This window comes from Bradyrhizobium sp. MI1.10 (assembly GCF_055811035.1).
On the sequence record NZ_JBVVPN010000010.1, the window covers coordinates 159,561 to 185,613 of the forward strand.

General features: G+C 59.9%; 20 protein-coding genes. 9 read left to right on the forward strand and 11 right to left on the reverse strand.

Annotated features, from left to right (window positions below):
- Positions 1-8: 8 nt before the first annotated feature.
- The 3 genes from AC0L3K_RS13260 to AC0L3K_RS13270 are packed head-to-tail and all read left to right on the forward strand — an operon-like array spanning position 9 to position 1,356.
- Complete coding sequence (locus AC0L3K_RS13260) at positions 9-239, forward strand: F0F1 ATP synthase subunit C (protein WP_007599451.1); 231 nt, start codon at positions 9-11, stop codon at positions 237-239.
- Between the two features lie 59 nt (positions 240-298).
- Positions 299-865: a F0F1 ATP synthase subunit B family protein gene (locus tag AC0L3K_RS13265; protein WP_007599450.1), complete on the forward strand. Its 567-nt coding sequence runs from the start codon at positions 299-301 to the stop codon at positions 863-865.
- A 5-nt stretch (positions 866-870) separates the two neighbouring features.
- Positions 871-1,356 (forward strand): F0F1 ATP synthase subunit B family protein, encoded by a 486-nt coding sequence (locus tag AC0L3K_RS13270; RefSeq protein WP_219684750.1) that lies wholly within the window; start codon positions 871-873, stop codon positions 1,354-1,356.
- 215 nt (positions 1,357-1,571) lie between these two features.
- Here the strand turns inward: AC0L3K_RS13270 and AC0L3K_RS13275 are convergent, their stop codons facing one another.
- From AC0L3K_RS13275 to darT, 8 genes are all read right to left on the reverse strand, one after another.
- Positions 1,572-2,228, reverse strand: a complete 657-nt coding sequence (locus AC0L3K_RS13275) for a hypothetical protein (RefSeq protein WP_219684773.1) — start codon at positions 2,226-2,228, stop codon at positions 1,572-1,574.
- Between the two features lie 121 nt (positions 2,229-2,349).
- Positions 2,350-2,937 (reverse strand): GNAT family N-acetyltransferase, encoded by a 588-nt coding sequence (locus AC0L3K_RS13280; RefSeq protein WP_007599447.1) that lies wholly within the window; start codon positions 2,935-2,937, stop codon positions 2,350-2,352.
- A 40-nt stretch (positions 2,938-2,977) separates the two neighbouring features.
- Complete coding sequence (locus tag AC0L3K_RS13285) at positions 2,978-4,267, reverse strand: M16 family metallopeptidase (protein ID WP_007599446.1); 1,290 nt, start codon at positions 4,265-4,267, stop codon at positions 2,978-2,980.
- Entirely contained in the window at positions 4,264-5,682 is a 1,419-nt protein-coding gene (gene thrC, locus AC0L3K_RS13290) for a threonine synthase (protein WP_473366201.1), read from the reverse strand. Before thrC ends, AC0L3K_RS13285 begins: the two co-directional genes overlap by 4 nt.
- 261 nt (positions 5,683-5,943) lie before the next feature.
- Positions 5,944-6,693 (reverse strand): 2OG-Fe dioxygenase family protein, encoded by a 750-nt coding sequence (locus AC0L3K_RS13295; RefSeq protein WP_473357592.1) that lies wholly within the window; start codon positions 6,691-6,693, stop codon positions 5,944-5,946.
- Between the two features lie 182 nt (positions 6,694-6,875).
- The gene (locus AC0L3K_RS13300; protein ID WP_473357593.1) at positions 6,876-10,328 is read right to left on the reverse strand and encodes a hypothetical protein; all 3,453 of its coding nucleotides are present in this window, start codon (positions 10,326-10,328) and stop codon (positions 6,876-6,878) included.
- Between the two features lie 809 nt (positions 10,329-11,137).
- The gene (gene darG / locus AC0L3K_RS13305; RefSeq protein ID WP_473357594.1) at positions 11,138-12,217 is read right to left on the reverse strand and encodes a type II toxin-antitoxin system antitoxin DNA ADP-ribosyl glycohydrolase DarG; all 1,080 of its coding nucleotides are present in this window, start codon (positions 12,215-12,217) and stop codon (positions 11,138-11,140) included.
- The gene (gene darT / locus AC0L3K_RS13310) at positions 12,205-12,846 is read right to left on the reverse strand and encodes a type II toxin-antitoxin system toxin DNA ADP-ribosyl transferase DarT (protein WP_473366202.1); all 642 of its coding nucleotides are present in this window, start codon (positions 12,844-12,846) and stop codon (positions 12,205-12,207) included. Before darT ends, darG begins: the two co-directional genes overlap by 13 nt.
- 316 nt (positions 12,847-13,162) lie before the next feature.
- Between darT and AC0L3K_RS13315 the strand changes: the two genes are divergently transcribed.
- The 3 genes from AC0L3K_RS13315 (at position 13,163) to AC0L3K_RS13325 (ending at position 19,295) form a co-directional block, all read left to right on the forward strand.
- Positions 13,163-15,955: an SIR2 family protein gene (locus AC0L3K_RS13315; RefSeq protein WP_473366203.1), complete on the forward strand. Its 2,793-nt coding sequence runs from the start codon at positions 13,163-13,165 to the stop codon at positions 15,953-15,955.
- Entirely contained in the window at positions 15,945-17,444 is a 1,500-nt protein-coding gene (locus AC0L3K_RS13320; protein ID WP_473366204.1) for an argonaute/piwi family protein, read from the forward strand. The genes AC0L3K_RS13315 and AC0L3K_RS13320 overlap by 11 nt, the downstream gene beginning before the upstream one ends.
- Positions 17,445-17,909: 465 nt before the next feature.
- Positions 17,910-19,295, forward strand: a complete 1,386-nt coding sequence (locus tag AC0L3K_RS13325; protein ID WP_473366205.1) for a tyrosine-type recombinase/integrase — start codon at positions 17,910-17,912, stop codon at positions 19,293-19,295.
- 225 nt (positions 19,296-19,520) lie between these two features.
- Here the strand turns inward: AC0L3K_RS13325 and AC0L3K_RS13330 are convergent, their stop codons facing one another.
- Positions 19,521-20,324: a hypothetical protein gene (locus AC0L3K_RS13330; RefSeq protein WP_473366206.1), complete on the reverse strand. Its 804-nt coding sequence runs from the start codon at positions 20,322-20,324 to the stop codon at positions 19,521-19,523.
- 398 nt (positions 20,325-20,722) lie between these two features.
- Positions 20,723-22,069: a hypothetical protein gene (locus tag AC0L3K_RS13335; protein ID WP_473366207.1), complete on the reverse strand. Its 1,347-nt coding sequence runs from the start codon at positions 22,067-22,069 to the stop codon at positions 20,723-20,725.
- A 188-nt stretch (positions 22,070-22,257) separates the two neighbouring features.
- On the opposite strand from AC0L3K_RS13335, the gene AC0L3K_RS13340 reads away from it, so the two are divergent.
- Complete coding sequence (locus AC0L3K_RS13340; protein ID WP_473366208.1) at positions 22,258-22,473, forward strand: hypothetical protein; 216 nt, start codon at positions 22,258-22,260, stop codon at positions 22,471-22,473.
- 252 nt (positions 22,474-22,725) lie between these two features.
- Here the strand turns inward: AC0L3K_RS13340 and AC0L3K_RS13345 are convergent, their stop codons facing one another.
- Complete coding sequence (locus AC0L3K_RS13345) at positions 22,726-23,685, reverse strand: Kelch repeat-containing protein (protein ID WP_473366209.1); 960 nt, start codon at positions 23,683-23,685, stop codon at positions 22,726-22,728.
- A gap of 158 nt (positions 23,686-23,843) precedes the next feature.
- On the opposite strand from AC0L3K_RS13345, the gene AC0L3K_RS13350 reads away from it, so the two are divergent.
- A complete protein-coding gene (locus AC0L3K_RS13350) occupies positions 23,844-24,377 on the forward strand; it encodes a molybdopterin-dependent oxidoreductase (protein WP_473366210.1) in 534 nt (177 codons plus the stop codon).
- Positions 24,378-24,445: 68 nt separating this feature from the next.
- A complete protein-coding gene (locus AC0L3K_RS13355; RefSeq protein WP_473366211.1) occupies positions 24,446-25,822 on the forward strand; it encodes a hypothetical protein in 1,377 nt (458 codons plus the stop codon).
- The last annotated feature ends 231 nt before the right edge of the window (positions 25,823-26,053 follow it).

Sequence of the window (26,053 nt, forward strand, 5' to 3'; positions counted from 1 at the left end):
AGTCTAAAATGGATCCGGCAGCAGCAAAACTTATCGGCGCGGGCATCGCATGCATCGGCATGGGCGGCGCGGGCGTCGGCGTCGGCGTGATCTTCGGCAACTACCTCGCCGCAGCCGTTCGCAACCCCTCGGCCGCTCAGGGCCAGTTCGGCAATCTGATCTTCGGCTTCGCCGTGACCGAAGCGCTCGGCATTTTCTCGCTGCTGATCGCGCTGCTGCTGCTGTTCGTTCCGCTCTGAGGACGATTTTCGCGCCGCTTCAGCCGAAGCGACGCGCATGACAGCAACAGGAGTACTCCATGGCTGAAAGTCATGGCGGCGCAAAAGGTCCGGCGGCGGGCGCTCACACCGAGGCTGACGGTGGTCACCACGGTGGCGGTTTTCCGCCGTTCGAGAGCAGCACCTATGCTTCGCAGCTGGTGTCGCTCGCGATCTTCTTCGTCGCGCTTTACGTGATCGTGTCCAAGCTCGCTCTGCCGCGCGTCGGCGGTGCGATCGAGGCGCGTCAGAACAAGATCGAGGGCGACCTCGCCGAAGCGCAGAAGCTGAAGGACCAGTCCGAAGCGGCGCTGAAGGCCTATGATAGCGAGCTTGCTTCGGCACGCTCGCGCGCGCAGGCCATCGGCAACGAATCCCGCGACAAGGCGAATGCGCAGGCGGACGCCGAGCGCAAGGCGCTGGAAGAGCAATTGGCGGCCAAGCTCGCCGAGGCGGAGAAGACCATCGCCTCGACCCGTGCGACCGCCATGAGCAACGTCCGCGGCATCGCGGCCGATGCGGCAGGCACCATCGTGCAGCAGCTCACCGGCGTGGTTCCGGACGCGGCATTGGTCAATGCCGCCGTTGATGCGTCCTTGAAGGGTTAATCGATATGTTCTTCGATCCTGAAACCTGGGTCGCCATCGCCTTCGTGATCCTGATGGTCGGGTTCGGCTATCTCGGTGTCTTCAAGAAGGCCATGACTGCGCTCGACCATCGCGCCGATCGCATCAAGGCCGAGCTCGACGACGCGACGCGCCTCAAGCAGGAAGCCGCCAAGGTACTCGCCGACTACAAGGCGCGCACCGCCTCGGCCGAACGCGAGGCCGCCGACATCATCGCCAACGCGAAGAGCGAAGCCGAGCGCATCGCCACCGAGGCCAGGGCCAAGGTGGAAGATTTCGTCGCTCGCCGCACCAAGACCGCGGAGGGCAAGATCGCGCTCGCCGAGGCCCAGGCGGTGGCCGATGTCCGCGCCGCAGCCGCCGAAGCCGCCGTCCAGGCCGCCTCCACCATCCTGTCGCAGTCGGTCAGGGGCCAGGTCGCCGACGATCTGCTCGCCAAGGGCATCACCGAAGTCAGGCAGAAGCTGAACTGAGGGGCTTCGCCTTCACCCATCAAAAAGCCGGCGCGATGAGCGCCGGCTTTTTTGTTGGTATGGCTTCTTCCCGTGTCCCGGACGCGGCGCAGCGTGTAACGCTGCTCCGCAGAGCCGGGACCCATGCCTCACACGATAACGCTGACCGCAACATGGGCCCCGGCTCTGCGTCGCACCGCTGCGCGCCTGCGCCGCGTCCGGGGCACGAGACCGCCCTACTTCTTCTTCACCCGCGCCTTCGGCTCGGGCGACAGCGCCTGCGGATCGAAGCCGACATAGAAGATATAGCTATCGGCGTCCTTGGCCGAAGGCATCGGATAGACCAGATCCTCGGCCACGAAGGTGAACGGCACGCTGCCGCCCTCCGACATTCCGACCGTGGTCCGGTAGGCCTTGGAAGCGATCACCTTCTCGCCGACGCCGCCCTGCACCACGGCGACGCGCAGCGGCACCTCGACGGTCGCAGGCGCGCCGGCGGGACCGGCAATGACGCGGCCCTGGATGCCGATCCGGGCCGTGATATCGCCGCCATTGCGGGCGCATTCGCGCGCCATCTTGGTGATGGTGGCCTGAAAGCGGATCTCGTTGCCGACGGCCGGCTTGCCGGTGGCACCGACCGCATAGGTGGAGGCTCCGGCACGCACCGTGACCTGCGGGCAATCAAGATCGTCATCGGCCGCCGGCTGGCCTGGCGCAGGTGCCGGCTTGGGTTGAGCCGGCTCGTCCGACTTGCCGCCGAACAGGCCCTTGAATCGATCGGTCAGCGACTGCGCCGCAACCGGCGAGACGGAGACGAGCGCAACCGACAACGCCAGCGCGACCGCTGCCCCCCGCCGCAACGCATTCCGCGATGACCGAAGCTCCTGCACCATCAACGCCCATTCTCCATGACAACATCACGGCCGATCACCGGCCGGGTTGCGCCGTTATATCGTCAAAACCGGCGAACCCAAGGCAGGCACACAGGAGACTTTGGTCACATCAACGAACGGCTCAGCCGCGGAAATCCTCGTGCAGCAGGCCGAACAGCAAATGGTCCTGCCAGACCCCGTTGATGCAGAGATAGCGGCGCGCCAGCCCCTCGCGCGAGAAACCGCACTTCTCCAGCACCCGGATCGAGGGCGCATTGGTCGGGATGCAGGCCGCCTCGACCCGGTGCAGATTGAGCTCGCCGAACAGCGTCGGCAGCAGCACACGCAGCGCGGCCGTCATGTAGCCGCGCTGAGCGTGGGGCTTCCCGACCCAATAGCCGATGGTGCCGGCCTGGACGATGCCGCGGCGGACATTGGCGAGCGTGATGCCGCCGACCATGGCGCCGTCGAGCTCCCGGAAGATCAGAAAGGGATAGGACCGGTCCGCGGCGATGTCCTCGGAATAGCGGCGCAGGCGACGGCGGAAACCGGAGCGCGTGAGATCGTCCGACGGCCAGATCGGCTCCCAGGGCGTCAGGTAATCGCGGCTGGACTCGCGCAGATGGGCCCACTGCAGGAAGTCCGACATCTGCGGCGCGCGTAGCAACAGGCCGTTGCCGCGCGGCGCGAGAGCGGCGGGTCCACTGGATGGCAGGCGAAAGAGGGCCATGGTGATGCTTCCCGGGGGCGGATCAACCCGTGCGCGGCTCCTAATGCAGCCGCGCCTTGGCGCGTGCCCGGGTCAATCCTTCCGCAAAAGACACCGCCGTGTCCAGACCCCTGCCACTGCCTAATGCGACAACCGCAGGGCGGCTGCGCGAAAGCAGTGCACGCGCCGCATCCCGGGTCGATTCGACGCTGACGGCGTCGATCCGGGCCACCAGCTCCTCGGCGGTCTGGGGCCGGCCATAGGCCAGCACATGCCGGGCGAGCTGCTCGGCACGGGACGAGCAGCTCTCCAGCGCCATCAGCAGCCCCGCCTTCATCTGCGCCTTCGCCCGCGCGATCTCGACCTCGGTCAGGGTCTCGACCGAATCGTTCATGATGTCGACCACGACCTCCATCATCTCGGGCGCGTCGGCCGGATCGGTGCCGGTGTAGAGGCCGAAGAAGCCGGTATCGGTATAGGGGGCGTGGAACGAGTAGATCGAGTAACAGAGGCCGCGCTTCTCGCGCACCTCCTGGAACAGCCGCGATGACATCCCGCCGCCGAGGATGTTGGTGAAGACCTGGAGCGAGAACAGCGACAGATCGGTCTGCGGCACGCCCTCCAGCGCCAGCGTCAGATGCGCCTGTTCGAGCTCGCGATGCACCACCTTGGTGCCGCCCTTGCCGAACTGCGCGGGTTGCGGCTTTGGACCCGCTGTCCCCTCAAAACTGGCAAAGCGCTGCTCGACCTCGGCGACCACCTGCTTGTGATCGACCGCCCCGGCGGCCGCCACCACCATGTCCGGCCCGCGGTAATGCGTCGACAAATAGTCGCGCAGCGAGTCGCGGCTGAAGGCACGCAAGGTCTTCGCGGTGCCGAGCAGCGAGCGGCCCATCGGCTGGTCGGGATAGCAGAGCTCGTTGAGGTGCTCGAACACGACGTCGTCAGGCGTGTCCTGCGCCGCGCCGATCTCCTGCACGATGACGTTCTTCTCGCGCTCGAGCTCGTCGGGCTCGAAGGCCGGATTGGCCAGGATGTCAGCGAGCACGTCGAGCGCGAGCGGCACGTCAGCCTTCAGCACCCGCGCATAATAGGACGTGGTCTCGGTCGAGGTGCCGGCGTTGAGGTCGCCGCCGACCGCCTCGATCTCCTCGACGATCTCGCGCGACGAGCGCTTCGTCGTGCCTTTGAACGCCATATGTTCCAGGAGATGCGAGATGCCGTGCTCGTTGGGCTTCTCGTCGCGCCCGCCGACGCCGGCCCAGACGCCAAGCGCCGCGGTCTCGAGATGGGGCATCTTGTCGGTGACGACGGTCAGGCCGGACGCAAGCTTGGAAATCTCGACGCTCATCCGGCAACTCCCTGTTTCGCGGCGCGGCTGACCGACAGCACGAACCGCTCGACCTCGGCCTGGTCGTTCTTCATCACCTTCATGTGTTCGGATTTGGTCATCAGACCATCGAGCCAGGCCGGCAGTTGCGGCCGCTGGCCGCAGGCCGCTTCGACCGCATCGGGGAATTTGGCCGGATGCGCGGTGGACATTACGATGCTGGGAACCGTCCTGTCCGTGGTGTCGCGGTCGGCGACCGCAAGCGCGACCGCGGTGTGGGGATCAACCAGCTCGCCCGCCTCGCGCCAGGCGGCGCGGATCGCGGCCGCGGTCTCGGTCTCGTCGGCGCGGCCTGCGTCGAATCCCTCGCGGATCGCGGCCAGCGTCGCATCGGGCAGCACGAAGCGGCCGGATTGCTTCAGCGAATCCATCAGACGGCGCACGCCGGCGGCATCGCGCCCGCCAGCTTCGAACAGCAGCCGCTCGAAATTCGAGGAGATCTGGATGTCCATCGACGGCGACGCCGTCGCGTGGACCTCGCGCACCTCGTAGATCCCGGTCTTCAGCGTGCGCGCCAGGATGTCGTTGACGTTGGCGGCGATGCCCAGGGTCCGCACCGGAAGACCCATGCGCTTGGCGACATAGCCGGCAAAGATGTCGCCGAAATTGCCGGTCGGCACGACGAAGTCCACCGCGCGCGCGGGTGCGCCGACGGCAACGGCGGAGGTGAAATAGTAGACCACTTGGGCGACGATGCGCGCCCAATTGATGGAATTGACGCCGGACAGCGAGGTCGCATCTCGGAAGCGATGGTTGTTGAACATCGCCTTCACGAGGGCCTGGCAATCGTCGAAATTGCCCTCGACGGCGAGCGCATGGACGTTGGCCGCGCCCGTCGTCGTCATCATCCGCCGCTGCACCTCGGAGATGCGGCCATGCGGGAACAGCACGATGAGATCGACATTTTCGAGCCCTGCGAACGCGTCGACCGCAGCACCGCCGGTGTCGCCCGAGGTCGCGACCACGATGGTGGTGCGCTGGCCGCGCTTGGCGAGCACGTGGTCCATCAGCCGCGAGATCAGCTGCATCGCCACGTCCTTGAAGGCGAGCGTCGGACCGTGGAATAGCTCCAGCACGAACTGGTGCGGCGCCATCTGGCGCAGCGGCACCACCGCCGGATGGCGGAAGGTGGCGTAGGCCTCGTTCGCCATGCGGCCGAGCTCGGCGTCCGAGATCTCGCCGGCGACGAAGGGGCGGATCACCTCGACCGCGACCTCCCAATAGGGACGACCGAAGAAGCCGGCGATGGCGTCAGGCGAGAGTTGCGGCCAGGTGGCCGGCACATACAGGCCGCCGTCGCGAGCGAGCCCGGTCAGCATCACGTCGCAGAAGCCGAGTTCGGGGGCCTCGCCCCGGGTCGAGATATAACGAGTCAAACTGCCCTCCAAAGGCCGGCCGAGCCTGGGCTCGATCCGCAAGCCTTTGATTTTACGAAACTACTTGTTAACAGCCAGAGGCTTTGGGCCACCATAAAGTGTTTTGCGGCATCAGGAAACCGCTTCGCGCCGGGGGCCATCCAAGGAAAAACGCTACCAACGAAAAGGGCTGCGGCAATGCCGCAGCCCTCTCTTGGAAGGTCTGTCGTTGATGTGTGCAGACCCGTTTTCCGCGTTGGTGGTACGCCGGCGACTATCGATTTAAGCTGCCAATTTGCATTTAGCGAGCGGCTCGAACGTCACGATGAGGATATCCCGAAACCCGACTGTACCTTCCTCGATGCCGACCGGAGTCACCGCGTGGAAGAGGTTTTGCGTGAGGAAGAGGGTATCGAACGGGTTCACCAGTTTGAGCACGCGATGGAAGTCGCGGTTGCCGGAGGCCAAGACGCTGTCCCCACCCGTCGAGTTGGCGCTCAGATTGAGGAGATGCACGAAAACGGCCGGCTCGTCGTCCTTATGGAGCCAGGGCGGGCTGCTGTAAGAAGGCACCCCGTTCTCGGGTTGGTAGCGAACCTGGTGAACACCGACCTTGACGGTCTCGTCGAACGGCACGATGCCCGTGGCCTTCACGATCGCGGCGTCGGTCTCGATCACCTTCCGCAAGAGGGGCAGTTTCCGGATCGACGGTTCGATCGGCTGGAACGTCCGGACCTTGCCGCCATCCAGGTAATTATATTGCTCGCTCTGCAGATACCCTTGCGTATTCGACTCCGCGAGCCCGAGCTCGGTGAGTTCGAACGAGCGGTACGCACGGAAGCGTTGACCGCCGTTGGTGTCCGCCGGAAGGCGAAAGCAGCTTTCCTGGATTGTCTTCAGGTCGGCGACGTCGCCGGCCGTGCAGTAACGGGCTCCCTCGACAAAAAGGTAACCCTGACTCGTGGCGAGAGGCCCGAATACCGCCAAATCCTGTTGCGAAATCGGACCCGAACCTGTAATTCGACTGCTCATCCGCTCCTCCTTGTTGTGACCGCCCGCAAGCGCGGTGCGAGTTGTCTGACGCGGCGTCAGAGTCGCAGATATTCGGCCAATCGAAGCGACTTGAAAAACGAGTCCAGCGCGGGTTCAGAATAAATTTTCAAAGGATTAGAAGATCGGCGCATCGCACGCCCGGACTCGGTCCGCGCTTAGCATCAAGTGAATGCTGCTAATTGCCCGTGAATCCATTTCGCTTCGGGTTCGTACCGCAAGAACTGGGCCTCGTCGAAATGGCCCAGAACCCGTTCCAAGGACCAATGCGTCGACTTTAGCGCCGTTCGAGCATCTGCACCCTCCAATTCGCGGGTCTTAAGAATGTCTAGCCCGACGGTGAGGTATCTGAACACGCTTCCAATCGGCAACGTATGAGCGTCGGCGCTCTTCACGAGTTCACGCAATGCTGAAAGCGAGCTTTCCGCTCTTAGGATCAATTCGCGAATGGGATCAAAGCGATCGGCTTTGGATTCTTCCTTAAGCTTTTTTCTGAGTTCTCCCATCCAAAATGAGACGGGCCATTTCGCTTGTCCAACCTGATGGTGCATCATCAAGGTTGCCGCTTCCATATATATTCGGGCACGCTGAGACGTCATCTCCATGGCGAGCTCCGCGTTGGTGCCGCGGTGCAAAGGCGCTTCCTCGATCTGCTCCAGCATATCGGTCGCCGAAAGATAGTCGCCCTGCGCGGCGGCAAGCAGGGCCTGATCGATACGGAGGCCAAGCCGGTCAGCGGTGCCGAGCGCGTCCACTCGACGAATGTTCAGCGCCAGCATCGCGCGGGCCAGCGCCAGACGACCATCGAGTTCGTTGACAACGGGCGGCAGCGGCAAGCGGAGGCCACTCTTTAAGGCGATCTCATTCTTGTCCTTGATCCAAGTCTTACGCTTTGCGGTCTCGATCAAGACGGCGATGAAGGCGCGGGCCCCTCTCCCCCCGAGAACCGATCCGGAACCGGTTTCCGTACCTTCAATATTCGCGATTCTCTTTTCGGCATAAAGCGCCCGGCGGAGCGCGAGCTCGGACCGGCTCACAAGTCCAGCCATGAAATAGGCCTCTCCAAGCCGAGCCAGGATCTTGCCCCGCGCGAAAGCCGCATCCACCGAAGGATCGTCATTGGGGAAGAGCGCTCGTGCTTTTTGGATCAGGTTCAAGACGTAAGAATAGGTGTAATCGGTCTCCGCGGTGACGGCGGAGCGACCCGCGCGCTTGCGACGGAGCCGTCCATCGTCCTCGCTTCCGGACTGTCTGCTACGCACCGACTGCTCGCCGGGGCGCTCGGGGAGAAGAAGGCCAGGATTGCCCCCTGCGTAGATCCCGGCGTCGATTTCAGTCCGCAATAGCCGGACCGACCTCGGATAAAGTACTGGATCCTTCTCGCGCGAAAGTATCTGTTCACCCAACCTCACGGCGGAGCGCAGGAGACCGTACCTTTGCAGCGTCAAGGCCGCCAAAGCGACCGCCGTCAAAAGTTCAAGAAACTCCCGGGGCGAGAAGCTTCTGGATAGGAATTCGTATTCGTCGAGATTTTCGCCGAGATCTCGTTCGTGCGCGGCGAGCCAGGGCGAAGTGGGGTCGAAGAACGGAAGCAGGACCCTCAATCGCAGGTCCGGATCGGCCATCTGCTGAAGCAGCCGATAACCCGATCCCTCCAGATAGTCGCGATAAAGTCGCAGGAAGGCATATCGGAGCACTGTCCGTTCATCCGGATACGTCGCATGTTCATCGAGTTCGGGCAGAACAGCGGACTCCAACGGCCAAAATCGATCTTCGGCCGTCTTCTCCCGAACCTTCTGGACGTCCACCGACGTAATCAATGCGACGAACGCTTGGATATCGCGCGCGAAAGCCGAGCGGGAATTCGCGATGCCGCCTCGCATCTTGAGCACTCTCGCCTGCTGCGCCGCCTCGCGGGCAATGAGCCAGCTGCAATGGCGCGCCAAGTCGGGCTCAGTATCGAACCACATGCGCTGCAGCTGCCGGCGCCAGCCTTGATCGAGGAACAGGAGCGGCTCGGAAGCGACTTCGCGGAAGCCCCTTTGCCCAAGATCGGGTACGGTATTCCGAACCTGCACGATATCCGCAAGATCTCTTGCGATCGCTTCGACTTGGTCCGGATTTGTCAGCCTATGTAGCCAGTCCGCTCCGTCCGAACTAAGCATCGAAAGTGCCATGCGAGCCAGAACGCTCGCGCGAAGTCCTTCCGGCGTGCAGGCGACTGCACCGAGAAGGAACCGCTCGTACGGTCGGAGAATCTTTTCCCAAAGAGTCTGCAGGATGGTCGCGCGGTCGTCCCTTTCCAACGATCGGTGGATGCTACGCCCCTGCCTGAGTTTACGGTCGGCGGCGAGCCGTTCGGCGATCATCGCAACTTGATAGGTGAAAGCGCCTACGTCCCGTCCATTTTCGCCGTCGGTAACTACGGCGAACGTGTCGAGGTCGACACGAAGCCGATCTGTAAGCTCGAATGTCTTGCTGCGAATTCCTCGCCGTCTCGCTTCCCTGACGAGAGCTGCGAGGCCGCCGGTCGCGCGCCCCGTCAGAACCAGGCGAGTCGCGGCATGCCCGCTGAAAAGCCCAAGCAAGACCTGCGAGACGTGATCTTGATGCAAGCTCCGCAGGACAGCGTCGCTTTCTACGGGGTCCAGGTCTGCGAGTATGAGGCACGCGGGACAAGTCTCGGCGATCCTGAAGATCTCCTTGATCTTAGCCGCGCTGCTCAGACCGGTATCGCGATTTAGCGAGGAGGGCGCCGGATCTCCCCGCCTGTAGAAGGCCAGAACGGTGTCAAGAAATTCGCCGGGCTCGAGTTCATCGAGAGCCAAGGCGAGGTACGGCACTCTTTCTCCGCTATCCAAACGCAGACCGTCGTCGATCGCTCGGCAAAGAAACTTGAGGCAAGTCTTCTTCCCTGACATGTGCGGACCACTGACCAGAGCAAGACCCGCTCCATCTGCTCGCTTGATCGCCTCCACTATCTCCGTGGCGGTCATTTCCAGTGGGTGGGGCCACGCGGCGACAGGCTCGGACTCGAATCCTTTGCCGCGCACCGAGACGTACTCCGGTCCGGGAGCGAATACATGATCGGGCTCTTCAGCAGCCGATCCAAGCAATGCCAAAAGATAATCCGAAGGAAGAGGATAGGTCGACGAGAAGATTATGTCGATCGAATCGCCAACGCGGCCGACTTCCTCGAATCTCGAGGTCAGCAACGCTTTCAGCTCGGCGAGAATAAGTTGCTCCTCGTGCTCCTTCGGGTTCGTCTTTAAGCCTCGCAGGTAGCCTTCGAAGGTATCCGGATCCCACGGTTTCGGATTATTGGGGCTTGCATCCTTGCCGGCGAACCTATCGGGCAAAGTGTTGTTCGTCTTCATCCGCAGCCAAAGCCGCCTGCAGATCGCATCGCGTTTCTGGCGGGGTTGAACGCGGCCAATCGCGGCTGCCAGTAGCCTTACTCTCTTGTATGGCGTCTCCGCGGGACCGCCCTTCCAGCGATCCAAACGTGGCACTTTCCTTCTGCGCTCGACTTCCTCTGATTTAAGGAATTCCTGGTCGATTTGGATAATCTTCAAATGCTTGACCGTAGCGCCGGCCGAAAATTGGCGAGAAGCCATTTACCCCTCCAAGCCGACAATCATTACTTGCCATTAGTTTGTTTGGCGTACTTTTGCGCGAGTTCAGACCGGGTTCAAGCCGAACCGCACCGTTTTTGCGCTGAACCCGGGATATCCCCACCTCGTATTCCACGATATTCGGCAGGCCGTGGGATCAAGCTGGTCGTTAGCGATCGGCGACCGTTTCGTCCGAGTCGGGCTGGGCAACGCAGGTCGCGTACCAGCGTCAAGCGATCGGAGCTTTCGATGTTTGTCTCGCGCCAAGTGCAAGCGAGTCCCCCAGTCGTCCCGCCGGATTTCGAGTTAGAGCCGGGTTCGATTCCGGCACAATTGCGGAGACGGGAACGGCATGGGACGCGCCTGCTCAAGGGGAGTCCGCTGATTATTTTTGCCTGCGAACACAGCGCATTATCTTGCTGGTATTTCTGCTGGTATCGGCTGCAACTGACGGATAAAATCGCCTTAAATTCAGATAGTTATGGGAATAGGTGACTGTCGGCCAGGGGCACCACGTAAAAAACAATAGCAATAACAACAACTTACATCGCTGGTTCGATTCCTGATTTTTCAGGAGAGTTTGTGCGGCGCGTTTGAAAACGTTAGTAAAAGTTCGCGGAAGCGCCCGCTGCAGCCGATAGTTTTGCTGGTATTTTTGCTGGTATCTAGGGGTCAAACGTTGACGGCGAATTTCGCGATTTCCGAACGAGGGGAATTGAGCAGATGGCCGGCAAGAACGATGGCGCGATCGCCAAGACCTTCGTCCATCTCATCCGGAAACAGCGTAAGAAACTCGAGGTGGCGTGCTCGAATCAGTTGAAGGCCGCAAGCCGTTCAACGGCAAGATCGACAAGGCGATCCTCGAATAACTTCAGCTTTCGTGCTGCGGAGTCCTCGCCGCCCGTCCATGTCTTGAGCGCTGTCTTGATCGATTCCCGATCCGCGGCAACGCCGTCATTTTGAATGAGCCAGTCGATAGTTGCCAGAAGCTCCATACCCAATGGAGACTCGAAGCCGTCGATCAGCGTCGCAGTCGCTTCGAGTGCAGGCAGGAATGCCTTTGCATCACCCGACCCCAAATAGGCTGCGATCTTGTCTCGTTTGGCGTCCTCGAACCAGATCACATCGAATGGACCGGCATCGCCGATGCGCTTTCCACAATGCAAATAACTGCCGTCGAGGCCATTGAGCAGATGGGTCAATCGAGGAGCGTATGGACCATATTTATCGGCCTGAAAACGCAGATCGAGCGGGTTCTCTAATTCCAGCTTCTCGATGCTCCGCTCCAGGAAGTACGCCAGCTTTTGGATTTCGAGCAAGGAGCATTCGATTCCGAGTATCCAATACCTGCGGACCAGCTCAGCGACGAGCGCACGCGCCGGCGTCAGCTTCTCGACGCCCGCGCGCTTTGACACATTCTGGTATTGGTCCGTAGGCTCATAGACGATCACGCTGACGTCGTTCAGTGCTCCAAGCGCAGCTTCAATCTTGGGACGCACGTCCGGCCACTTGAGACCGCCGTTCCCGCTCCCGAGCGGCGGAATAGCAATCGAGCGAATCTTCTTCTCCGCGATTACGCGCTTCAGATCCTTCAGACCACTCTCAATCCACTCCATCTTGGAGTCGCCGCGCCAATGCTGCTTAGTCGGGAAATTGATGATCCATTTCGGACCGATCAATGCCTGGCGTTCGGTAACGAACATGTGGCCGACCCTGACTTCCTTCTTCTTGCAGGCCACCTCGTACGCTTTGAAGTTCTCAGGATAAGCTTCCTTAAACATCAAGGCGACGCCCTTCCCCATCACGCCGACCGTGTTCACGGTGTTGACCAACGCTTCGGCCTTGGAGTCGAGCAGATTGCCACGCGTAAATTCTATCATCAGAAGTACCAATCGGGCTTCTTGACCACGGTCATGGTCCGGTTGCGCTGCGCCAATGCCGCATTCAGTGACTTGAGCACATCGTCGTTGTAGCAGACGAGCCCCGACAGGGCGTCGACGGGGAGATGCTTGTGGACAAGAGCTTCGGCCTGGTAGCGTTCTTTTTTCGACGGATCGTCCGGGTCATTGCGGAAATCCCGTCGTTGCAGCATGTCCCAATCGATCTGATCCAGGCGGGCAAGATCGGAGTAGAATTGCGCGGCAACAAGATAGGCGTGCCGGTCCGTGAACAGGAACGGAATCTGCTTGGCTTGCAGGGTCCGTAGCGACGAAACCATGATGACGATCTCGTCATTGTTGCGCTGTCGAATACCGCCCCACCCGGTCTTGATGTTGTACAGCATCGGCGAAAACGGCGTGAAATAGAACGGCACGTAGTCACTCAGCGTTCCGGATGGCAGTGGCACGACAGGGTGCTTGTCCCGCTTGCTGATCAGATCTCGATTCCCGATCTCCACGAAATTGGGATCTAGTACGTTCGAGCTCTTGCAATGCAGGCCGTTGTCCAGAATCCACGGAACATTGTCCCGGTGAATGATCCGGAAGATAAGGGCCTTCTCTGGCGTCAGATCCTTTGACACGGTGGCGACTCAGGCGTTTGCACCGCCACACCGTATGCAAAGTCCTTCGCCGTGCAACTTCGTCCTATAGAACGAAAAGGGAACGTCGTCAAGACAAGTGATCGCGGAACGGTTCGTCGCATCCAGGGTGTCGACCAACCGCTGCAAACTGTTGCTATCCCGCTGACCTCGCCCCATCACTTGGCTCTGATGCCGGGAAATATGGTATTTGTGATTCTTTCCGGCAGACCGAGGACCATTGGAGATGGGGCGCGGACGCGACACCCGACACGCTAGGCTGGTGCGCCTGTAAGGGGATGGGATGAATCAACCAGCGGTGAGCGTGGCCGGCGCGGCCTCGACCGGGCTGCGCATCTCGTCGGCGGGCCGCCTGCGCTCTCTCTTGATGGATGGCTCAGAGCCGGTGTTGTTGCTCGGCGCCGGGGCGTCGATCAACTCCGGTATTCCGCCCGCGGACAAGACGGTCGAGCGGGTCGCGAGATGGGCATGGTGCAAGGAGAACGGCCGGCATCCGAGCGACATGTCGATCAGGCGGTCTGACTATTGGCCGTGGCTGACCGCACAACCCTGGTACAAGGCGAACGTTGCCGCGGCCGACCTCTATCCTGATGCCATCGATAATCTGCTCGGCGTGAAGAGCGACCGGCGGGAATTCTTCGAGCAACTCATCAATCCTTCCGAAATCCCTCCCTCCCGCGGCTATGTTGCGCTGACGCAAATCCTGCATCAGGGCTGGATCTCAACCGTTCTGACCACGAATTTCGATCAGTGCCTGGAGCGGGCGGCTATCCAGCACAATCGCCCACATCGGCTGGTCAGCATCAGCACGCCGGCCGACTACATCATGTTCAGTTCGGCGCCTCAGGATCCGCAACTGGTCTTTCTGCACGGGTCTGTCAAACACTACACCGACAGGAATCTCACCGGTGAAGTGCAGTCTCTCGACGCGCACCTGGTCGATCGATTGAAGCCGCTGCTGCGCGATCACCCTGTTATCGTGGTTGGCTACCGCGGCGCGGAAGCTTCCGTGATGAACGATCTGTTCCTGGCGCAGGCCAATTCGGGCGGGTTTCTGCACGGGATTTATTGGTGCGTCCTGGAGAGCGATGTTGGTGGCCCGTTCGCGTCGCATGTAACCCAACTCGCGAGCCAGATAGGTTCGAATTTTCAACTCGTGCCAATCAAAGGCTTCGACGATCTGCTGGAGAGGGAGGTGCTCACCAGCATGATCGCGGCTGGCGCACGCCCGACCCGCCGGCGGTCCGGCCACAGTGTCGGCGGCATGCCCGCGGATATGCGCCCGCTCGATGGCTTCGACATTGCCGGGTTCGAGCAGTCTCTGCTCCAGGCACGGCTTTCTCAATATGCCGAGAAGACCGACCTGTGGCGGCCCGGGCAGATTGATGCCGCCTGGATCGAGGAGATGACCGACCGGCTGGATCTGGTGCGGCCGATCGGAGCGCACAAGGCTCCAACCCTTGCCGGCTGGATGCTGTTCGCGCGCAATCCATCCAATGACTTCAAGCAGGCTCGTGTCGAGTTTCGTGCGGCAGGTCCTGGAAACTGGCTCCGAAGCCGGTTCGGGGACGATGCCGAGCTTGAGGCGAGCGGCCAGGAGGGCGACTTTATCGTTCGTCGCACCATTACCGGCAATCTCTGGAGCCAACTCGATACGCTGATCGACCTGCTGGCACTGGTGAACTTCCAGTTTCGCCTCAAGGCGGAAGTGTCCCGGACCGTGAGCGCCTATAACGCGATCGCCATCAAGGAGATGATCGTCAATGCGATTGTCCACCGCGACTATGATGTGAATGAGCCCATTCAGGTCGAGGTCCAGCCGAAGTCGATCACCGTGATCAGCCCTGGCGGGTTGATTGCAGAGATCGCAGCCCAGATGGGTGATCTGTCATTTCAGGAGACGATTGCCGGACGAACGAGCCCGATCAAAGGCTATCGAAACCCCGCCATCTCCGATCTGTTCTATGGCGGCGGACAGATGGACCGCCGCGGGTCCGGTTTGTCGGATATGGTTCTAGCGACCGTGAACAACAATGGCGCGGTCGCCTTTGGCCCCTCGGCGGATAACCGCCAATTCATCGTGACCATCGAAGCGCGGCCGGAAGCCGTCGATGAGATTACCAACACGGCACTGCCGGTGGCGGAGGAGACGGTCCGTTTTTCGACGAACTTGATCTCGATCGCATCCATGCCCGAGAAGGTCTGGCATTCGGGCACCAGCGCAAAATCGAACGCAAGCTTCTATCGGAGCGCTCAGGGCGTGGCGGTCCCGCCTGGGCATGTCAGTGATGGACGCTTCTACTCGCTGTACAATCTCGACGAGCTCGCCGATGCGTTGGTTTCACCATTCGATCCCGGCGATATCGAGACAATCAGCTTTTCCGAGCTTGTTGCGTTGCCGGGAGGCGAAGCGGTTGCCCTGAAGCTGCTTCACGAGCTGGTGTTCGAGCACTTGAAAGCCAAGGGACTCCAGATCGAATTTGATCGACGCCGTGCTTATTTCGGGCGCGGTGACGAGCCCGAGCTGAAGGTGAGCTATCAGGGGCGGCTGCGCAAGGCCACGCGCACGGTCGTGAAGGCGCGGACCAAGCGCGACTCCGACGATATTGTGTACTTCGAGCACAAAGCGTTCAGTTTCTCTGTCATGCGGTTTGCGGAGGACTGGGCGCTGGTGATCTCGCCGGGCTATGCGTTTACGCGCGACGGGCTGCGCAAGCCGATCAGCCGGGAGCGCACCAACATTCTGTCGACACGCCGGGCTGCGCGCGACTTCAATCCAAGCGTCCTGCAGGACGTCTCGTTCTGGCTTGCGGTATTGTCGGGAGAATCCGACGGGCTGTTTGCGCTCGAGCATCGGCCGGACAACGATCTGGCCCGCTTTGCGCCAACGGTTCTGCTCTTGCCGCGTCCGCCGACGATCTCATTCAACGTGTCGGCTTTCGACGAGATGGCGCAACGTGATCAGGAGATCGACGAGGACCTGTTGAGGCTGGATGCAGAGCTCGAAGAGCTCGCATTGGAACCGGACGAAAACGAGGCGGACGAGTCGGACGAGACCGAGCAGACCGACGAGGAAGCCGATGGCAATTGATCTGTCGATCGTCGAGCTACACCCTCCCCGATTGCAATTTGGCGGTGCCAGCGCGCATAGCGATCCCAAGGCCGGCTTGGTTGCGGCAGGACCTTTTGATTTGCGGTTCGGCTCGGCGCGAAAGGATCACGTGCATGTCGGCATCATTGGCCCTGCCGAGCAGGTGGCCGCGGCGCGAAGGTGGCTTGATCGATGCGGCAGCGAAATTCCAGTGTTGGGCGAGACAAGCCTCCTCCGGCGTCCCTTTCCGGGCTTCTCCGATGCGTTTCACAAGACGCTGATCGCGCCGGATCAATCATCGATCGCGCTATCTTCTGGAACAAATGACGATCTTGCACATGCGTTGCAAGGCGACGCCTACAGTGCCTTTCAACGTGTCGTCGATCTCTACGCCGATGCGCACGCGCGCCTCGCCGCGCGGGACCTCAACAGGCCCGATATCGTCTTGATGTGCATTCCGGAGGATGTTTTCGACAAGGTCGGCGCCGTCGAACGAAAGACGAGCGACGATGAGCGCAAGCGCGCCAAGGCAATTGGGCGGGCCAGGGCAAGCAGCCAGCTCGATCTGTTCGATACCCTTGACGAGGTCGAGCAGACATCGGAGGATTTTCTCAAACGCGATCTGCGCCATGCGCTGAAGGCGCGGGCGCTCAGAAATCGCCTACCAATTCAGCTGGTGACGGATGCCCTGCTTGACGACTCCGCGCGCAACCAGGATCCCGCAACGCGGGCGTGGAATTTTTCTGTAGGTCTTTACTACAAGGCGGGTGGCGTGCCGTGGCGGCTGCCACCAACCGGCCCCGACACCTGCTTCGTCGGGATCAGCTTCCATCATTTCCGCACGACGCAGCGCGCCATCGTACGCTCCAGCCTGGCGCAGGCTTTTTCAAGCGATGGCGAAGGTTTCGCGATCAGGGGGCAAGGGGTACCGGTCGAGCCCGATCAGGGCCGCAATGTTCATCTTTCTGAAGACCAGGCTTTCGAGCTTGCCCGCGATGTTCTTGCTGAATATGAGCTCCGCACAGGTGGAGCGCCGCTCAGGGTGGTCTTGCACAAGACCTCGTACTTCGATGCCGCCGAGCGCTCCGGTTTTGCGGAAGCATTGAAGGACATTCCCATCGTCTCGATGGTGACGCTGGTGCCCAGTCTGTTCCGTTTGCTGCGTTACGGCGCCTATCCGCCAAAGGTCGGCACGATCTGTACGATCAATGCCGCGCGAAGCTTTCTTTTTACGTCCGGCTTTATGCCAGAGCTCGGCACTTATCCGGGCCCGCACGTTCCACAACCTTTTGAGGTGCGGTGCCTTGGACCTGAGGCGTCGATCGCGGCCGCGCAGGATGTTCTCAATCTGACGCGTATGAACTGGAATACCGCGGACATCCGCGGCAAATGGCCGGTGTCATTGTCGTTCGCGCGACGGGTGGGTGGAATCCTGGATGAGTACGGCGATGATGACCTTGTCGAGACGTCGTTTCGCTATTTCGTGTAGCGGATGGTTTTCGAACAAGTACGCACGACAAGATAATCCCTTGGCCTCGCGATATCATAATTACGTCGATCCGACGGGATTTCGAGTCAGAGCCGGGTTCGATTCCGGTCGGGGCAAATTGTGGAATCCAGAACGGCATAGGCATCCCCGCTGCCGGAAGCCTGCTGTTTTATTTTTGTCGGCGAATACCGCGCGTCATCCTGCTGGTATTTGTGCTGGTATCGGCAGCAATCGACGATAAAAGTGACTTCAAATTCAAATGGTTATGGCTCTAGGCAATTATCGGCCAGGGGAATCGAACCCTGTTTCGGCCTTGAGAGGGCCAAATAATGGGTCCTTCTCCGTTCGCCATCGTTCGCTGACGTACAATGATTTCAATAGGTTGAATGCCACAAATCCGGTATTGTTCGCCGACGTACATGGACTTATATTCAACGGATATTCGACGTAAAACCGGCGAACGCTATGTCGAAGACACTCACCGAGGCTCAAGTTACGACGGCTAAAGCGCGCTCCAGGCTCGAGCTTGGCCTGCATTGGCGTCGCCTCGATGCGGAAGCGCATCTGGGCTATCGCAAAGGAAAACAGAGCGGCGTTTGGTTTGTCCGCTGGCGTAATCACCACGAAGGCGGCAACTACAAACAGGCGCAAGTCGGCGTCGCCAACGACATCAATGACAAGCCCGCAGACGGGATTCTGACCTTCGAACAGGCCGTGAGAACGGCACGGGAGGCCGTAGCTCGAGCCAGAACAGAAGCCGCGTCGCAGGCGGCGGGCCCGGCTCCTACCGTGCGATCGGCCGTGGAATCCTACGTCAAGGAACGCGACGCTCGAGAAAGACGCCGAACAGGTCGTGACGTCCGATCGGACGCCGGTACCAAGCTGCGGCGCTACGTTCTTGGCCAAGAAAAGCGCGGCAATCAGGAAGCTGCGGAAGCTGCTCCTCTTGCATCGGTGCATCTGCATGCCTTGAAAGAAGACGACTTGATAACGTGGCGTGAGGGTTTGCCGGAGGACTTAAAGGTCACGACCAAGCAGCGGTTCGTGAATGACCTCAAGGCCGCACTAAATGCCGCGTGGCCGCGGCTTTCCGCAGATCGGAAGAAACTAAACCCGGCGTTCCTCGCCATTGTGAAGGCCGGCTTCAAAGCCGAGCGGATCGATGATGATGATGATGCGTCGGTTGCTCGGGATAACCAGATTCTCACGGATGAGGAGGTTGGCGCCATCCTTCAAGCTGCGTGTGAAGTCGATCAGGAGCAAGGATTTGACGGCGATCTATATCGGATCGTCGTATGTCTGGCCGCGACCGGCGCGCGGTATGCCCAGGTCAGGCGAATGCGCGTGGGCGACGTCCAGGTTTCTGCACGGCGTCTGATGGTGCCGGGCTCCTACAAGGGGCGCGGCGGCAATGGCGGCTCAGACCCGGTCCCAGTGGGCGACGATGTGATTGAGGTGCTCTTGCCAGCAATCGCCGGGCGGCCAAGCGATGCATCTCTTTTCGAGCGATGGATCCATGAACAGGAGCCGAGGGGTATCGCGTGGAAGAAGTCCGCACGCGGTCCGTGGAAAAGAGCCGAGCTTGCACGTCCCTGGAAGGCCATTCGCGAGCGCGCCGGTATGCCGGAGGTGATTCCCTATGCTTTGCGGCACTCCAATATCGTGCGCGGTCTGCGAAAGGGCTTGCCCATCCAACAGGTCGCCAAACTGCACAACACCTCAGTCAAAATGATCGAGCGGCACTACGCGAAATACATTGCGACCGCATTGGAGGACCTCGCAAGGGCGGCAGTCGTGTCCCTGGTGCCGCGGACTGGTGAAAACGTGGTGCCGATGGGAAAACGCGCGTAGCTGCTCTAGATCGTGCTGCGCATTGTCCCGACCACGATCGGCTGGTCAGGTCCGAGTTTACGCCCTCGTCGAAGAGTCAAAAAATCGCAATGACCTTCTCGTTCATTGCTCTCGCTGTGTGCCCATTCCGCAATTTCATCGCGTTCAAATACGACGAAGTATGTATGACCTGCGCGAGGATAAGGCCGAACTCCCGCGTCAAAGATGACGACGGTGGCGCTAATCTCACTGCATTCTGCCTAGAAAAATACAGTCCCAGTACATGCTGTCTTTCCAGGCTTGCTCCGCCTGATCCCGCTCCCATGCCCATTGGCTGCGATTACCGGACGGATTCGCAGCGGAGGGACACAGAGCCAATAGCTGGTCGGTTACACTCTGGACGCTACCTAGCGACAGATATTGGAAGAAGGGGTTGTCGCCCTGCCTGGCGATCAATGCCTTGGCGGCGTCATCAAGGTCGGGATCTTTAAGGCCCATAGTTCGAGCCAGGAAAACTCCGACGGCGGCCAAGTGCAGCGGGAAGCCCGGCGTATTCGCGGTGGCAGAGGCCAAAGCCTGCGCAGGAACGGACAGGATCAAGTTCTTTGGGAAGGGCGCGACGCCCGGTCCAAGATCATCGAGAACATCTTCACACATGTTGGCCATCGCCGAACCGAGGTAGATCGCCGTGGCTTTCAAGTATGTGCAGTCGCCAGGCCGAAATGTACAACGCTTGTCGGGAATATCGTCAGTACAGTACCGCAACCAACCTTGTTTAAGGCAGTTCCCACCGACTTTGACGAGACAGGGACGATTGTCGGCTATCCATTGAAGCCATCGGTCAAAAACACCCACGTTCCTGCTTGCCACAGCATACAGCATGACACCGAGCGCCTGATCGGGGGAGAACGACACGTCATGATCAGGATACGTCCAGCCGATCCGGCGCGGCGATCGCCACCAGCGCCCGTCGCCTCCCTGCGACAGCCGAACGCCGTCACATCCCCTGCTATCACCCGCGGCGCAAAGCAGGCCGTTGAACAGGGTCATGTCGCCATCGTCGCAGTGAGTCGGGTCTCCAGGTGAATATTTAGAAGGGTACGGTGCTCCGGTCATAGTGCATAAGAGCGCTTGCGGCGGCTCCCAGAAAGCAAGTGCGTCCGACAACGGAGTAGACGAGGCGCAAGTCGCGTAGGTAGCAATCAGCAGAGCGATTGCGCAGATCTCGAACAAGCGGCGCATGGTCACCCCTCAGCACTGCGTGTGTGGTCCCGAAACACAAACGCGCTCAAGATCTATTTCGACCTGTCCGGTGGACCCAACGATCTGCGTCTTGGAGAAATCGATCGAAAGGGTGACGGGTGCCGGTCCTCCGCCCTTGGAGAGGAATCCGACTTTGGCGCCGCCATAGTCCGCGCATGGACTGAGCGCCTCAAAACGGTTATTGTTCATGCTGACGCACTGGGGCAATCCGATCGTGATCGACGGCTCGATCGATGCGATTTTTGGTATGTTGCCTGGTTCAAGGCCTGCTTCAGAAGCGAGCCGAAGTCGACGGTGTGCTTGGCACCCGCGCTAATCTCCACGGAGGTATCCAACGCGGAAAACTCCACGCCAACCGATCCGTTTGCCTTCACCGATGGAGGTGCGATCGAAATTGACGGCTTCCCTACAAGCCGCGCTGGCACGTCTTGCCCAGTTGCGCTGTCCGACGCCTTCAGGTCTTCAACGACGATACCGGCATCGGTCGTCGGCGTCCCCCCGTTCGCACCGAGCTGGACGGTGACGCCGGCGATTACGAAGCTAATGCCGTATTTGTTTGGAGATCCGGTCGGTTGATACGTAGCGGACACGATCATCGGAAAGAGGCCGCCAACAAGGCCGAAGCGCTCGTCTGAAGGAGAGTTTATGGTTTGAGGCGCCAAAAGGCTGTCGCGGATGACGATCGTCGCGATGCCATAAGGATTGTTGGGAAAGTACGAGGTCAGACCTACGCTCTTGCTAAGGGCTTCTCTCAGATTTGTCGTCGTATTGACGACGCGGGGGTGGGTGGCACTTCCCTTACCCACGATGTAACGCCCTTGTTGGAACAGGATGTCGCCAGGGTTCGACGTATCAGTGACCAGATAGTCTGGAAATGCGAGATCGCCCGAGATGGGCCAGATTTTCTGCCTATCGGCGGGCTTTGACTGTGGAACCCAATTCGATCCGTCCCATCTTGCAAACGAAAGTTGAACAGAGAGGTTCGGACTCGTCGGAATGTTCGGCAGGTTCACAATGTACTGCTTTGGCAGCGTGATCGGATAAGGGACCCTCACCGGCACAGGCAAGGCAATCTGGAAAAAATTGTCCACGTTCAACGCGCACAACAGGATGGTGAAGAAGTCATCTTTGGGAGGCCCAACAAGCGGCAGGTCCCCAGAGAGACAACCGGCACCGACGACGACTGTATGAGTAGTACATTGTGCTGCGCGCACCTCCGCGAAAACGGAGAGCGCGACCGTCGTCTGCACTGTTCCCGTCAGCAAATTATAGTGTGATTTCCGGTGATCACCGAACTGCGACAGTGCTCCCGTAACCTGGGGCGTCGTGCAAATAGTCCCGTTGTTGTGATAATACCCATCGTAGCCGGTGCCACTTAGATTATCGATGAAGTTAAATAAGCCGCCGCCCATCGCGACAACGATGTCGTCTCGCGGGTATTTGTATTCCGTCTGCGCTACCGCTTTCAATTGGCATGAACAAATGAGAACCAGCGCGACCGCACAGGCACGCATCACCCCGAGCAATCTCATATGAGCCCCCGCAAAGGCGGTTTGCCGAAACTACTTCCGCTAAAAATTCATCCAGAGTGATAGAAAAGGTGCTACTTAAGCGTGCAATGCTCTTTCAATAATCAAGCTTTGTCAATAGAGTGAGGAAGGCGTTGCAAGCTGAGATCTTAACCACCGAAATTTCACGAGAGCAATTTTGGGAGAAGTAAATGGCCAACCCAACAGACTATCAGACCTACGCCGGACTTGGTGTTAGCTTGGACGAAGCCGTAAAGGCCGCGCACGCGAAGATCCCTATCCGACAGGGCCGGGATTTTGTAATTTGCAGGGTTCTGGAGTGGGGGTATCAGCGCGGCGGCTTTGTCGACACAAAGCAATTTTTTGCGACAGTCATTGAAGAAGATCTCCCCGAACTTCACAAATAGGCAAAGCAAGGCGTTCATCGAGAAGGACCCGTCACTAGTTCTCGAGCGGAGCCTACGTCAAGGAAACGATGATGCGCGCTTTCTAGCGTCCGACCGCAAAGATATCTGTCGATGCAAAAATGCTCGCTAAGCAGGTTCAAATCCCGGACCCGCAACGGACGCCCCACAGACTCGTCCCACTCGTGATTTCCCTAAGCCTTCATTGAAGACTACCCGTTTTGTGCGGCACCGACGACGGACGACGGCTCGATATCAAGCACGACCGATGGATCGGACGGTCCGGCTAACGACCTGCATACGCTCCATGCCGCCTATGGTCAGCTGCTCGCCCTCAAGCGATATTACTCCGCGCAAATCCATGTTGGCCTGCGAACTCCCGATTAACTCCCATCGTGCGGACCGCAAATTCCAGCCCACAACGTCATCTACAGGATTCGACGGCCGACCATCATAGCCGATACCGTCGTAGTTGTACGGGTTGTCCGTGCCTCCCACGATTACGAGATGGCCTGATCGGGGCGCCGATGCCGCCCCGGCACGATACCGCGAATGCCCCGGATGTGCCGGCAGCTCTCTCCAAGTGATCTTCGTCACGTCGGACGCATCGATATCCCCTGTCCAACAACTGGTCGAGCTCGTGAAGCGTCCGCCAGCATCGCTGACGCCGTCGAAATAAAAAAGCGCATTGCCGACAATCGTCCCGAAATGCCCAAAAACCGCTGCGCCAAGGATCGGTGTTGCCTGCTCCCAACGATCCAACATGGTGTCGTAAACTTGGACGTTGGCCACATTCGCTCTCTCGGACCAGCCGCTCACCAGATACACAAATCGGTCCCGATAAATGGCAGATACGGCGTCGTCGACCGGCACAGGTACATTAGCTCCGCGAGACCACGTGCCGGCGACAATGTCATAAATATCCAGATTTGGCGCCGTGTGCTCTGCAGCCGATGCGCTTACCGTGTACCCGCCAAAAAGATAGATCTTGGTACCGACGGCCTGGGCTGTCGCTGCGATACGGCCCAATCCGGGCACATCCGGAATCCTAGCCCAAGCCTTTTGGCCGGGAGAAACGACATAACCCGAGTTCGTGATAGCGTCGAATGTCTTTCGCGGCCCCAAACCCATGAGCGAAAAGACAAATACTTCGCTTCGGATATCGGCTGCGGTGACAGCGTTGTTAGTGACTGGGTGCAGTAGGTCAGGCAGCATGTAACTTTCCTATGGCCAATCGAAGACGTTTTCCGGCCGCCTTAAGAAAACCGCCAGCCGTCTTGCCCCCAGAATTCGTCCTGCGCTACCAGAGACAATAGTTGCAGTTTCCGTATTTTGCTACTACCGTTTGTGCTCCTCAACTTGGGGAGTAAGAAATGGCTGGGGCTGGTCTACGGCTACGCAACGTCGGTCAGGTCCGTAGGTCATGGGGGTTTTGGCTTGCGGCCGCACTCGTCAGCTCGGTCCTGTTTCTGACCCAGCCACGGGCAGCGATCGCAGCATACCTGATCGTCGACGGCGACGTGACGACACCGCTCAGCCTGTCCGAGGCGGACTTCAAAGCCCTTGCTCGCACGTCCCTGACGGTAAAGGACGACAAAGGTCGCGACGAAATCTATGAAGGTGTCGATCTCGCAGCGCTCCTTCTCCGCGTCGGGGTGCCGCTACGCGCTGACCTCAAGGGCGCGGATGTCGCCAAATACCTGCATTCGGAAGGCAGCGACGGCTTCGCCGCCGTATTTTCGCTTCCTGAATTCGATCAACAAGCTTTTCTAGTGGCCGACACTCTCAACGGCGCACCACTGAACGCAGCCAACGGACCTTTGCAGATCATCTCCCCCAACGAATCGCGCCACAGTCGGTGGGTCAAGCACCTCACGCTCCTTCGTATCAAGAAAACCGAGAAATAAACGCCAGTCAGCACGCCGGCAGGAGGAATCCCACTGTGGTTTTGCGCAGTTGTTTTCGCGCCGTATGTTTGATCGAAGCACTTTTCGTGGCGGCGCTCGCGCTCGCCATAACCGGTTCCGCGGCTTTCGCAAAATGCCCCGATCCGAGCGGCCCCGGTTACGCAGCGGCCGCCCTCGCGCAGTTCAATTGCTCAAGTGGCCGCGAATTGTCCGGCTCAGCAGAAGAGCGGCAATTCCGAATCCAACTAGATTTCCCCGCCAATCAGCCGTCCGCCGCCAATCTGCCTTGGAAAGCAATTAATTTTCAGCAACAGCCGGAAGCGTATCTTCGCGCGTTGCTGGCCTACGGGATCAAGGATAATAGCGACGCGGCGATCGACTGGCGCATTGAGGACAATACTCGGAGCCGCTGGTGCCACGCGCCCTGGTTTCATAATCAGCGGGAGCGCCTTCATGGCATGACATTGGAACGCGGGTCACGCGTGAAGGAGTTGCATGAAGGGCAACTAACTCCGGCCCGCAACTGGGCGATCGGCTTCTACAACGACATTGGCTGCTTCGCGCTCGGAAAGATATGGACGGACAAGTCGTTCCCCAAGACAAAAGACTTCTCGTTCCCCGACGGGGCCTATTCAATCAAGTTGCTCTATACCACGGCGTCGGTGCGCGAGGTGCCCTACCTCACCGGATCGAAACAATGGAACGCAGCAATCAATTCCGACAATACGGCCGCGGTGATGAGACTGCTGCAGGTCGATGTCGCAGTGCGCGATACCAACGCCGACAACTATTCCGGTTGGCTGTTCGGCACCTTCATTTACGACGCCTATGCGCCCGGCGAGACGGCGTGGGAAAAGCTCGTCCCCGTCGGATTGATGTGGGGTAACGACCCCAACTTGACCTCGATCGAATACGAGGAGCACGGCGGAGTGCCGAAGGAGGCATGGTTCAATCCCGCGGTGGCACAAAAGTTTTACTCCCTGCCACGTCACAACCTTGGCCTCCACGGCCGCGTAAATGGGCCGGTGGACAATTCAAAGGCCGCCTGTCTTGGGTGTCACGGTCGGGCGCTCGACTGGGGCAGGGGCGTGCTGCGCGGAACGCCTGCGAACGACGAGGCCAATCAACTACTCCCACTCGCCCCAAGTCCTTATGACGAAGCGGGAGTTCGAAACTATTTTCGTAATTTGAAGCCGAACACTCCCTTCGTCGCCAGTACACAGCCGCTCGACTTCTCTCTGCAGGTTGCAGGCGGCGTCGCCAACTTCCGCGCCTGGGTCGCCATGACGTTTCCCGAGGAAGCTGCCAACACGACGGACGTGCCGCCCTACAAATTTAAGTCGGACGGTCCGATGCCACCGGTGCCGAACGTGACGGCGCAGCGCGATTCAGAACGCACACCACGCGCAGGCGGGAATGAGCAGTTCATACGAGGTGAAGACTAAATCAGCGCGCATGCCATCTTGCTATTGATCGCTTCAACTCGGCGGCGATGCTCCACTCGTCAGCCGGCGTGGTTGGCGTCGCCATAACGACATCTTGCGTTAGCAGCCGCCAGCAGATTGCTTTCAATTGATCAAATGGACGCAAGCCCTTCGAGCAACACCAACGTCGCGAGCCGCCCGTCCACAAAGTCACCGGAACTAGAATTGCGGTATGCGACCGGCTATCCCACA